This window comes from Mesorhizobium sp. M4B.F.Ca.ET.089.01.1.1, assembly GCF_004022605.1.
Taxonomy (GTDB): Bacteria; Pseudomonadota; Alphaproteobacteria; order Rhizobiales; family Rhizobiaceae; genus Mesorhizobium; species Mesorhizobium abyssinicae.
In genome coordinates, this window is record NZ_RZOS01000182.1 from 1 (window position 1) to 10,753 (window position 10,753).

A 10,753-nucleotide genomic window follows, 5' to 3' on the forward strand; every position below is an offset into this window, starting at 1 on the left:
GATGCGAACGGTCCTGGCCGACGCCGCGGCTGTCGGGAATGCCGGCCGGGTTCTGGCGGCCGAAGCGGCGGTCGCGCAGCAGCCGGTTGACGTCGTCGAAGCCGCCAAAGCACCAGAAGCCGTAGTCCTCCCAGAAGAAGGCGTTCGCGGCGCCATGCAGGAAGGCATAGGCCTCGTACGGGTTCAGGAAGAAGGCCGGCTCGTGCGGGTCGAGCCGCAGGCGACGGCCGGCGGGATCGAAGGCAAGGTAGGCGGGTGGCGGCATCAAATCGGTCATGCTGGATCATTAGCGCGCCTTGCCAGCCCGCTGCCAGACCGTATCTTGGCGCCCGGCAACCCAATGAATTGAGCCAGCAAGATGGCTGCGGAAGGATGGTTTCGATGAATGTGATCGTGGTCGGCGCCGGCATTGCCGGGCTTTCGACGGCGTGGTCGCTGGTCAAAGCCGGGCACAGCGTTTCGATCGTCGAGCAGGGGCCGATCCCCAACCCGCTGGCCGCGTCGGGCGACCATCACCGCATCATCCGTCGCGCCTACCGCGCCGGCACCGGCTATGGCAGGCTGATCACGGAGGCGTATGACGCCTGGGACGAGATGTGGGCCGATCTCGGCGAGAACCATCTCGATGCCAGGGGGTTCCTCTGCATCTCGCGCGAGCCCGGCGACGAGGCCGAGGAATACCGCGAAGGCCTGGAGGAGGGGAACTTTCCCTTCGAGTTGCTCGACCCGGCCGCCGCGGTCGAGCGCTGGCCGTTCCTCGAGCCCGACACGTTCCGCTATGCCTATTTTTCGACGGAGGGTGGCGCTCTGCATTGCCGCAGGATCGCGTCGGGCCTCGCTGCATGGCTGCGCGCCAACGGCGCCAATGTCTACGAACACAGCAAGGTGGTCGAGGTCGATGCCGAGGCCGGTCGGATCACGCTCGCCGGCGGCGAGACGATGCAGGCCGACCGCATCGTGGTCACTGCCGGCGCGTGGGTGCTGAAGCTGTTCCCGGAGCTCGGCGGTGAATTGAAGACCTATCGCACCGCGCTTGCCTATGTCGAACCGCCAGCCGATCTTAGGGTGGCCTGGGAAATGGCGCCCGTCATCCTCGACGTCGGCGGCGTCACCGACGGCTACATGATCCCGCTGACGCGCGGCGCCGGCATGAAATTCGGTTCGGGCCTGCACAAGGTGCCGACCAGCGACGCCGATTGGAACCGGGCGCCGGTGCCGGGCGAGGGTGAGGTGATCCGCAACCTGTTCTCGCCGCCGATCGCCCGCATCGCTGAATACAGGGTGACCGAGGTCGTCACCTGCGCCTACACCTTCACCGCCGACGAGAAGTTCCTGGCGTATGAGGGCGACAAGTGCCTGGTGGTCTCTGCCTGCTCGGGCCACGGCTACAAATTCGGCGCGGCTGTCGGCCGGCGTGTCGCCAAGGCCGTTGGCGACGGCGATGTCGGCGGCCTCAAGAAGTGGCTGCGGGCAGAGGTGGCCTAATCCCGGCAATGCCGCGCGATATGCACGCGCCGCCAGTGCGTGGAGCCTTCCCGGACCAGCACCCGACGCGCCACCTTCTGGTACGAGGGCGCAATCTCGGTGATGCGCCGCCGTTCCGGCCGCACCAGCACCTCCCGGGCGACACTTTCATATTCCGCCGGGAGCGCCACGCGCCTGAGACGCTCGGGCTCGACCACCGCAGTTTCGGCGACCCGCGCATAGCGGGCCTTGCGCCACACCTTGCACAGCACCTTGCGGCCGTGGATGATGCGCCATTCCCAGGCATAGCCGCCGTCGTCCACCTTGACCGTGTGGTAGACGGTGCGAGTGACGGCCGGCACCACCTCGTAAGTGACGCGGGCTGGCGCGATCTGCTCGACGCTCGCGCGCGTGCCGTAGATCGGCGCATCGTAGTCGATGAATTGGCCGCCGGGGCTGACCATCACGTCCTCGTAGACGGTATCGTAGAGCGCCGGCCTGCGGATCGGCTCGTAGCATTCGAGCGCGCGGCCGCCGGCCGCCGTTTCCGATATCGTGGCAAGGATGGCGAGGCCAGCCACGGCCAGGGATGCGGGGCTTTTGCGGATCATGACATTCCCCATTTGAAAAGAACGCCAGTTCAACGCGGAAGTTGTAGCGGAAGCTCCGTTCCCCGAAAGCGGTTTTGCAGCTTTTCGTTAAGGGGCGCGGTTAAGAAAGTGCTACCGTTTCAAAGCGCCCCGGGAGACACTTGGTCGAAAGACACTTCGCCCGCGCCTTTCGTCGGTGGTAGCGCTTGATTCGGCTTAACCAGATGGCTAGGAGGGGCGGCCTTGCGTTAGGGTGAGCCGGCATCCTATTTACATCCTAACGATCCAGAACCGATTCTGCCCGATTGCTCATACTCCCCGGCGCCGGAATCCCATCTTCAAAAAGGGATAGTCCATGAAGAACCCCGTCGAAACCTACATGAACCTCGTTCCGATGGTGGTCGAACAGACCAATCGCGGCGAGCGGGCCTACGACATTTTCTCGCGCCTGCTGAAAGAGCGCATCATCTTCATCACCGGTCCGGTCGAGGACGGCATGGCGACGCTGGTTTGTGCACAGCTTTTGTTCCTCGAGGCCGAGAACCCGAAGAAGGAAATCAACCTCTACATCAATTCCCCGGGCGGCGTCGTCACGTCGGGAATGGCGATCTACGACACCATGCAGTTCATCAAGCCGGCGGTGTCGACGCTCTGCATCGGTCAGGCCGCCTCGATGGGCTCGTTGCTGCTTTGCGCCGGCCACAAGGACATGCGCTTCGCCACGCCGAACGCCCGCATCATGGTCCACCAGCCGTCCGGCGGCTTCCAGGGTCAGGCCTCGGACATCGAACGTCATGCGCAGGACATCATCAAGCTGAAGCGCCGCCTCAACGAGGTCTATGTCAAGCACACCGGCAAGAGCTATGACGAGATCGAAAAGACGCTCGACCGCGACCATTTCATGACCGCCGACGAGGCCAAGGACTTTGGTCTGATCGACAAGGTCATTTCGTCCCGCGAGGCCGCCGAAGTCGTCGCCGCCTAGGCGCCGATTGGCAGCGGGTGGCGGGAAAACGCGCTTTTGGCGCGGCTTGCGGCATTTCGGCCACAATTGGCTGTTCCCTCGACGGGTGGGATTGCCTACGTTAAGGCTATGTTGATTTTCGACGGCTTAGCTTTGTGTGGGGTTGCTGCGAATCGTTGCCGCGTCTTCTGATTTGTGTTTCGTACGGAATACGCTGTGTGAGCTGGGACACTGGCGGTGGCGCATTCTCGCGATAGATTGATGAGACGCCTTGGCCAGACCATCGGCGGGCGGGCGGTGAAAGGACAGGAAAATGAGCAAGGTCGGCAACAACGGCGGTGATTCAAAGAACACCCTCTACTGCTCGTTTTGCGGCAAAAGCCAGCACGAGGTGCGCAAGCTGATTGCCGGCCCGACGGTCTTCATCTGCGATGAATGCGTCGAGCTCTGCATGGACATCATCCGCGAGGAGAACAAGACCTCGATGGTGAAGTCGCGCGAGGGCGTGCCGACCCCGCAGGAGATCCTCAAGGTCCTCGACGACTATGTCATCGGCCAGCCCTACGCCAAGCGCGTGCTGTCGGTGGCCGTCCACAACCACTACAAGCGCCTCGCGCACGCCGGCAAGAACAACGACGTCGAGCTGGCCAAGTCCAACATCCTCCTCATCGGCCCGACCGGCTGCGGCAAGACGCTGCTGGCGCAGACGCTGGCCCGCATCATCGACGTGCCCTTCACCATGGCCGACGCCACGACGTTGACCGAGGCCGGTTATGTCGGCGAGGACGTCGAGAACATCATCCTCAAGTTGTTGCAGTCGGCCGACTACAATGTCGAGCGCGCCCAGCGCGGCATCGTCTACATCGACGAGATCGACAAGATTTCGCGCAAGTCCGACAACCCCTCGATCACCCGCGACGTGTCGGGCGAGGGCGTGCAGCAGGCGCTCCTGAAGATCATGGAAGGCACGGTCGCCTCGGTGCCGCCGCAGGGCGGCAGGAAGCACCCGCAGCAGGAGTTCCTGCAGGTCGACACCGCCAACATCCTGTTCATCTGCGGCGGCGCCTTCGCCGGGCTGGACAAGATCATCTCGGATCGCGGCCGCAAGACCTCGATCGGCTTCGGCGCCACGGTCGCTTCGCCCGAGGATCGCCGCACCGGTGACATCTTCCGCCAGGTCGAGCCCGAGGATCTGCTGAAGTTCGGCCTGATCCCCGAATTCGTCGGCCGTCTGCCGGTGCTGGCGACGTTGGAAGACCTCGACGAGCCGGCGCTGATCCAGATCCTGACCGAGCCGAAGAACGCGCTGGTCAAGCAGTACCAGCGGCTGTTCGAGATGGAGAATGTCGATCTGACCTTCCACGAGAACGCGCTGTCGGCGATCGCCAAGCGCGCCATCGAGCGCAAGACCGGCGCGCGCGGCCTGCGTTCGATCATGGAAGCAATCCTGCTCGACACCATGTTCGAACTGCCGGCGCTGGAAGGCGTGCGCGAGGTGGTGATTTCGGAAGAGGTGGTCTCCGGCAACGCCCGGCCGCTCTACATCTATTCCGAGCAGAAGGAAAAGAAGGGCAACGTCAGCGCCTGACATGGCACCTGGCCCATAGTTTTTGTGGAACGGCGCCCGACGGGCGCCGTTTTGCTGTGAAACGGTGTGCCGCCTGACCGATGGAGTAGGATGAACGGACCGTGTTTGCCCTTGATCTTTGCCGCTTACACATCCAACTAACAGCAGAAGGCCGAGGTGCCGAATTCTGTGCTGTAAAACTCCCGTCACAAACGGTGGTAGGCGGAACGATCCTCGGTCGTTAATATGAGATTCGCGGTTGGCCGACTGGCGGCCGCGACATGAAAGGTTGGACAATGGCCAAAACATCCAGGGCTCCCGGCGACGGCGTCTTCGCGGTCCTCCCGCTGCGCGACATCGTTGTGTTTCCGCACATGATCGTTCCGCTCTTTGTCGGGCGCGAAAAGTCGATCAAGGCGCTGGAAGAGGTGATGGGTCAGGAAAAGCAGATCCTGCTTGCGACCCAGATGAACGCAGCCGACGACGATCCCGAGCCCGATGCCATCTTCGATATCGGCACGCTCGCCAACGTGCTGCAATTGCTGAAGCTTCCCGACGGCACCGTGAAGGTGCTGGTCGAAGGCGCCTCGCGCGCCAAGATCGTCTCGTTCACCGACCGTCCCGATTTCCACGAGGCCCGTGCTTCGGCGCTGGTCGAGCCGGAGGAGGAAGAGGTCGAGATCGAGGCTCTGGCCCGCTCGGTCGTCACCGACTTCGAGAACTACGTCAAGCTGAACAAGAAGATCTCGCCCGAAGTGGTGGGCGCAGCCAGCCAGATCGACGACTATTCCAAGCTCGCCGACACGGTTGCCTCGCACCTTGCCATCAAGATCCCCGAGAAGCAGGAGATGCTGGCCACGCTTTCCGTCAAGGAACGGCTGGAAAAGGCGATGGGCTTCATGGAAGCCGAAATCTCCGTGCTCCAGGTGGAGAAGCGCATCCGCTCGCGCGTCAAGCGCCAGATGGAGAAGACGCAGCGCGAGTACTACCTCAACGAGCAGATGAAGGCGATCCAGAAGGAGCTCGGCGAAGGCGAGGACGGTCGCGACGAGGCCGCCGAGATCGAGGCGCGCATCAAGAAGACCAAGCTCTCCAAGGAGGCCCGCGAGAAGGCGGAAGCCGAGTTGAAGAAGCTCAGGACGATGTCGCCGATGTCGGCTGAATCGACCGTCGTGCGCAACTATCTGGACTGGATCCTGTCGATCCCGTGGGGCAAGAACTCCAAGGTCAGGCACGACCTGGCCTTCGCCCAGAACGTGCTCGACACCGACCATTTCGGCCTCGACAAGGTCAAGGACCGCATCGTCGAGTATCTCGCTGTGCAGAGCCGCCAGAAGAAGATCAAGGGGCCGATCCTGTGCCTCGTCGGTCCTCCCGGCGTCGGCAAGACTTCGCTCGGCAAGTCGATCGCCAAGGCGACCGGCCGCGAGTTCATCCGCATGGCGCTTGGCGGCGTGCGCGACGAGGCCGAGATCCGCGGCCACCGGCGCACCTATATCGGCTCGATGCCCGGCAAGGTCATCCAGTCGATGAAGAAGGCCAAGAAGTCCAACCCGCTCTTCCTGCTCGACGAGATCGACAAGATGGGCCAGGACTTCCGCGGCGACCCGTCATCGGCCCTGCTCGAGGTGCTCGATCCCGAGCAGAACTCGACGTTCATGGACCATTACCTCGAGGTCGAATACGACCTGTCGAGCGTGATGTTCGTGACGACGGCGAACACGCTGAATATCCCTGCGCCCTTGATGGACCGCATGGAGATCATCCGTATCGCCGGCTACACCGAGGACGAGAAGATCGAGATCGCCAAGCGGCACCTGATGCCGAAGGTGATCCGCGACCACGCGCTGCAGCCGAAGGAGTTCTCCGTCGGCGAGGACGCGATCCGCGGCATCATCCAGACCTACACCCGCGAGGCGGGCGTGCGCAGCCTGGAGCGCGAGCTGATGAAGCTCGGGCGCAAGGCGGTGACCGAGATCCTGAAGACGAAGAAGAAGTCGGTCACCATCACCGCCGACAACCTCGCCGACTATCTCGGTGTGCCGCGCTACCGCTTCGGCCAGGTCGAGGCTGACGATCAGGTCGGTGTCGTCACCGGGCTCGCCTGGACGGAAGTCGGCGGCGAACTGCTGACGGTCGAAGGCGTCATGATGCCCGGCAAGGGCCGCATGACCGTGACCGGCAACCTGCGCGACGTGATGAAGGAGTCGATTTCGGCGGCGGCCTCCTATGTCCGCTCGCGCGCTCTCGATTTCGGCATCGAGCCGCCGCTGTTCGACAAGCGTGACATCCACGTCCACGTGCCGGAGGGGGCAACCCCGAAGGACGGCCCGTCGGCCGGCGTGGCAATGGCGACGGCCATCATTTCGGTGCTGACCGGCATTCCGATCAAGGCCGATGTGGCGATGACCGGCGAGATCACGCTGCGCGGCAGGGTGCTGCCGATCGGCGGTCTCAAGGAGAAGCTGCTGGCCGCGCTGCGCGGCGGCATCAAGAAGGTGCTGATCCCGGAAGACAACGCCAAGGACCTGGCGGAGATCCCGGACAACGTGAAGAACGGCATGGAGATCATTCCGGTCTCGCGGGTCGGCGAAGTGCTGCGTCACGCGCTGGTGCGGATGCCGGAGGCGATCGAGTGGGTCGAGCCGGTCAACGCCCCGGCCGCGGCCGACAGCGGCGACGATGCCGGAAAGTCGCTTGCGCATTAGTTTTGGCTAAAGTTGCAGCGCACAAAACGAAAGCCGGGCCTGGCGCCCGGCTTTTTAATGTGAAAAACCCCGGAATTCCGGGCTTTTTTCGGATTTTTTCCGCTTTTTCGACTTGGTTGCAGGAACGCTTCTTTCTAAAGTCCGTTTCCTGCCGGATGAGTCGAAAGTTCCGGTTTTCTCATGGAAGGGAATTTTGATGAACAAGAACGAACTGGTGTCCGCTGTCGCCGATGCCGCGAGCATTTCGAAGGGTGACGCGCAGTCAGCCGTCGATGCGGTGTTTTCCGTGATCACTGGCGAACTGAAGAAGGGCGGCGATGTCCGGCTTGTCGGCTTCGGAAATTTCACCGTGTCAAAACGCGCTGCTTCGACCGGCCGCAACCCGCAGACCGGCGCCGAGGTGAAGATTCCGGCGCGCACCGTGCCGAAATTCTCGGCCGGCAAGGGCCTCAAGGACGCGGTCAACTAAGACCTTTTTCTTTAAAGATCAGAAAAGCCGGGCTTGCCCGGCTTTTCTTTTGCCCATCGCCATCAGGGCAGATCAGCCCGTCGGCGCGTCCGCGCGCAGCAGCCCTTCCTGCTTCAGATCGCTCCAGAGAGCTTCGGGCAGCTTGACGTCGAGCAGCGCGCGGTTGCTTTCGACCTCGCCCGGCCGCTGGCCGCCGGGGATCACCGACACGACAGACGGATGCTGCAGCGGGAACTGCAACGCCGCCTCGATGAGGCGCACGCCGTGGCGCTTGCAAACCGCCTCGATGCGCGCCACGCGATCGAGCACGTCCTTCGGCGGCCTCGGAATAGTTGTAGAAGGCTCCCGGCTTCGGTCCCGTGGCCAGGATGCCGGAATTGTAAGGACCGCCGAGCACGATGCCGATGCCGCGTTTCTGGCAGAGCGGCAGGAAGGACTGCAAAGCCTCCTGCTCCAGCAGCGTGTAGCGTCCTGCCAGCAGGAAAAGGTCGAAATCGCCGCGCTCGGCCAATGTCTGACACACCTGCCATTCATTGATGCCGCCGCCGAAGGCCCTGATCGCGCCCTGGTCGCGCAGCGAAAGCAGGCCGTAATAGCCGGAGGTCATGAACTCCTCGATGCGCCGGTCGGAGGCCTCCTTGCTGCCGTGGGTGAAGATGTCGACGTCGTGGACGAACAGGATGTCGATGCGGTCGACGCCGAGGCGCTCCAGCGAGGCCTCGAAGGAGCGCATGACGCCGTCATAGCTGTAGTCGTAGACCTCCCGGCGCGACGGCGTGTCGAAGAACTTGCCGATGCCGGTGCGCTCAGCCGGCGGACAGGCGCGCATCAGGCGCCCGACCTTGCTCGACAGCACATAGTCGTCGCGCTTCTTGCCGCGCAGGAACGGGTTGAGCCGGGTTTCCGAGAGGCCGAGACCGTAAAGCGGCGCTGTGTCGAAGTAGCGGCAGCCGATGTTCCAAGCCGCTTCCAGCGTGGCATGGGCGTCCTCGTCGGAGACGGCGCGATAGAGGTTGCCGAGCGGCGCCGTGCCGAAGCCGAGTTCGGTGAAGTCGATGCCGCCATTGCCGATGCGGTCGAAATGCCGTGTCTTCATGTCGTGGAGTTTTCCTGGAGCTGATTTGTCTGACATGACACTATCACGCCCGTGGCACAGCAAAAGCGCCGACGGCCGTTGGACAGGCATTTTCGCGGTGATAGCATGAACAAAAACAAGCCTTTCCCGGGAAGGCGTGACCAGAAGCTTCCACCTTTTCAACCCCTGGGCAGACTGGTGAAGCCATCATGACCAAGGCCGGTACGGATCTGTTCGCGATCGCGCTGGAGGAACTCGGCGGCGTGCTGGCCAAGGTGGACGGGGCCAGCATCGACGCCGCCTGCGAAGTGCTCGTCGGGGCCGGCAGGATCGCCGTCTATGGCTGCGGCCGCGAGGCGCTGCAGGTCAAGGGTTTCGCCATGCGGCTCTACCATCTCGGCCTGCCGGTGTCGGTGGTCGGCGACATGACCACGCCGCCGCTGGGCAAGGGCGACGTCTTCCTGGTAAGCTCCGGGCCGGGCGAGACCACGACGGTGCTGACCCTGATGCAGGTCGCGCGGGATGCGGGCGCAAAGGTGCTGCTCGTCACCGCTGAAAGCGGAAGCAGCGCGGCCAGGCTCGCCGATTTCTCCTTGCTGATCCCGGCGCAGACCATGGCCAGCGACCAGGGCGCGGCAAAGACCTCCGTCTTGCCGATGGGGTCGCTGTTCGAGGGCGCGCTGTTCCTGCTGTTCGAAGTGATGGTGCTGAAGCTCAAGGCCCTGACCGGCGCCTCGCCGGAGGCGATGCGCGCCCGCCACACCAATATGGAGTAGGGGCGATGCGTTACGAATTGATGCTGCCGCACCAGATCCGCAAGGCGATCGCCGAAAACTGGCCGGTCGTGCTGCCGCTCGGCGTGCTCGAATATCATGGCGAGCACATGGCCGTCGGGATGGACACGCTGGCCGTCGTCAAGACACTGGAATTGTTCGAGAAGGAGGCCGACATCGTCATCCTGCCGGCCTTCTACTATGGCGCCGCGAGCTACGCGGTGGCGCCGCCTGAAGGCAGCGGCTCGGTGCAGGTCGGCGGCAATCAGCTGGCGCCGTTCGCCGAGGAGCTGTTCTTCAGCCTGCTGCGCATCGGCTTTCGCAACATCCACGCCATCATCCACCACCAGACCGAGAATTTCACCGCCGGCATGCCGACCGACCTCGCTTTCAAGGCCGCCGGCCGGCAGGCGATCTTCCGCTTCCTGGAAAAGCAGCGCGGCGAGGGCTGGTGGGGTTCCGAGGCGATGGCCGACTACTATGCAGGCCATGCCAAGGGCGAGAACTTCTTCAATTGGGTTCAGGTGCATCCGCTGATGTCGGCCGCCATGAACGGCCAGTACCCGTTCGACCATGCCGGCATCGGCGAAACCTCGCTGATGCTGGCGCTGTGCCCCGAAGCGGTCGACGCCGGCCGCTTCGCCGACAATACAAGCTGGTACACGGCGAGCGCGCCGGAAGCTTCGGCAGAGCTGGGCAGGAAGGGCGTCGCCATGATCCTTGAGCATCTGCGCGCCCTCCTGTCGGCCTGACGCGGCGAGCAGCGCCTGGCCACGCCCGACAGAAACGCGACTTCTCAATCGTTACGCCTATTTTCACCATCCGCCGCCATGATCGCCGGGCTAAGGGGGCCGGAATGGACGAGATCGGTAGCGATGGACGGTTGCGGCACGACGTTCCGATGCACGTCGCCAAGCGCCTGTTCATCGGCCTTGCCGGCCTCTTCTGCATCATCGTCCCGACATGGGAGCTCTATCGCGGTGTCTGGCCACCGAACTTTGCCAGCCCCTTTTTCCTGTTCATCATCCTCGGCGCCTATGCGGTCGGCATCCCGCTTGCGCTCGCCGCGCTCTTCAGTCCGGCGGTGCGCTGGATCCTTGGCACGGGCCGCATCGATATCGTGACGCGCAATCCGTTCTTCCT

9 protein-coding genes and 2 pseudogenes are annotated in these 10,753 nt (G+C 63.5%); 8 read left to right on the top strand and 3 right to left on the bottom strand.

The window, feature by feature from the left end; translation table 11 throughout:
* Window positions 1–277 (bottom strand): annotated as a pseudogene (locus EN780_RS18045) (cytochrome P450); the annotation flags it as partial.
* Window positions 278–381: 104 nt separating this feature from the next.
* Here EN780_RS18045 and EN780_RS18050 point away from each other — a divergent pair.
* A complete protein-coding gene (locus EN780_RS18050; RefSeq protein WP_128274884.1) occupies window positions 382–1,485 on the top strand; it encodes an FAD-dependent oxidoreductase in 1,104 nt (367 codons plus the stop codon).
* Here EN780_RS18050 and EN780_RS18055 read toward each other — a convergent pair.
* The gene (locus EN780_RS18055; protein WP_128274885.1) at window positions 1,482–2,075 is read right to left on the bottom strand and encodes a hypothetical protein; all 594 of its coding nucleotides are present in this window, start codon (window positions 2,073–2,075) and stop codon (window positions 1,482–1,484) included. The two genes, EN780_RS18050 and EN780_RS18055, sit on opposite strands and share 4 nt — an antisense overlap.
* A 334-nt stretch (window positions 2,076–2,409) precedes the next feature.
* Between EN780_RS18055 and EN780_RS18060 the strand changes: the two genes are divergently transcribed.
* The 4 genes from EN780_RS18060 to EN780_RS18075 all read left to right on the top strand — a co-directional run bounded on the left by EN780_RS18060 (window position 2,410) and on the right by EN780_RS18075 (window position 7,762).
* Complete coding sequence (locus EN780_RS18060; RefSeq protein ID WP_127282119.1) at window positions 2,410–3,039, top strand: ATP-dependent Clp protease proteolytic subunit; 630 nt, start codon at window positions 2,410–2,412, stop codon at window positions 3,037–3,039.
* Between the two features lie 292 nt (window positions 3,040–3,331).
* Window positions 3,332–4,606: an ATP-dependent Clp protease ATP-binding subunit ClpX gene (gene clpX / locus EN780_RS18065; protein ID WP_127282118.1), complete on the top strand. Its 1,275-nt coding sequence runs from the start codon at window positions 3,332–3,334 to the stop codon at window positions 4,604–4,606.
* A gap of 275 nt (window positions 4,607–4,881) precedes the next feature.
* Window positions 4,882–7,293 (top strand): endopeptidase La, encoded by a 2,412-nt coding sequence (lon, locus tag EN780_RS18070; protein WP_127282117.1) that lies wholly within the window; start codon window positions 4,882–4,884, stop codon window positions 7,291–7,293.
* A gap of 196 nt (window positions 7,294–7,489) precedes the next feature.
* On the top strand, window positions 7,490–7,762 hold the full coding sequence (locus EN780_RS18075; protein WP_006201846.1) for an HU family DNA-binding protein: 273 nt from the start codon (window positions 7,490–7,492) through the stop codon (window positions 7,760–7,762).
* Between the two features lie 72 nt (window positions 7,763–7,834).
* Here the strand turns inward: EN780_RS18075 and EN780_RS18080 are convergent.
* A pseudogene (locus tag EN780_RS18080) lies at window positions 7,835–8,858 on the bottom strand (aldo/keto reductase).
* A gap of 188 nt (window positions 8,859–9,046) precedes the next feature.
* Between EN780_RS18080 and hxlB the strand changes: the two are divergent.
* From hxlB to EN780_RS18095, 3 genes are all read left to right on the top strand, one after another.
* Window positions 9,047–9,613 carry a 6-phospho-3-hexuloisomerase gene (hxlB, locus tag EN780_RS18085; RefSeq protein ID WP_127311285.1) on the top strand — a complete coding sequence of 189 codons (567 nt, stop codon included), beginning with the start codon at window positions 9,047–9,049 and terminating at the stop codon, window positions 9,611–9,613.
* Between the two features lie 5 nt (window positions 9,614–9,618).
* Window positions 9,619–10,362, top strand: coding sequence for a creatininase family protein (locus EN780_RS18090; protein WP_127311284.1), 744 nt, complete (start codon window positions 9,619–9,621; stop codon window positions 10,360–10,362).
* 104 nt (window positions 10,363–10,466) lie between these two features.
* On the top strand, window positions 10,467–10,753 hold a 287-nt coding region (locus EN780_RS18095), incomplete at its 3' end, for a hypothetical protein (RefSeq protein ID WP_133372638.1).